Here is a 662-nt window from a genome sequence, read left to right as displayed (position 1 = left end):
ACAATGGGGAACTTATAAAGTACAAGAAACTAAAGCACCAATTGGATATAAACTAAGTAATGAGGTTGAAAGTATAAAGATTAATTCAGAAGATGTTTCACAATTACAAAGTTTAGTATTTAATGATACTCAAATCTTAGGTAAGTTAAATATAACTAAGAAAGGAAAAGACGGAGTAAAACTTGAAGGAGCAGAGTTTACAGTAAGTGGACCAAATGGATTTAAAGAAGTTGTAACTACAAATAAAGATGGAGTTGCAAATTTAGATAATTTACAATGGGGAACTTACAAAGTACAAGAAACAAAAGCTCCAGAAGGATATAACTTAAATAATGAAGTCCAAACTGTTCAAGTAACAAATGCAAGTGTTGGACAAGTACAGAGTTTAACATTTAATGATACTCAAGTTTTAGGTAAGTTAAATATAACTAAAACAGGAAAGAATGGAGTAAAACTTGAAGGTGCAGAATTTGATGTAACAGGACCAAATGGTTTTAATAAAATTGTGACAACAAACAAAGATGGAGTTGCAAGCTTAGATAATTTACAATGGGGAACTTACACAATTAAAGAAACTAAAGCACCACAAGGTTATAAATTAAATGAAAACACTCAATCTGTAGTTATAAATTCAACTGATGTTTCAAATATTCAAAACATAA

At 29.3% G+C, this 662-nt stretch carries 1 protein-coding gene; it reads left to right on the top strand.

The features are described from left to right. Positions 1 to 662: MSCRAMM family protein (locus CLTHE_RS16610; RefSeq protein WP_278320276.1), on the top strand; the 662-nt coding region annotated here is incomplete at both ends.

This window comes from Clostridium thermobutyricum DSM 4928, assembly GCF_002050515.1.
GTDB lineage: Bacteria > Bacillota > Clostridia > Clostridiales > Clostridiaceae > Clostridium > Clostridium thermobutyricum.
Note: the sequence above shows the minus strand (reverse complement) of the source record. Positions and strands in the feature narration are given on the sequence as shown.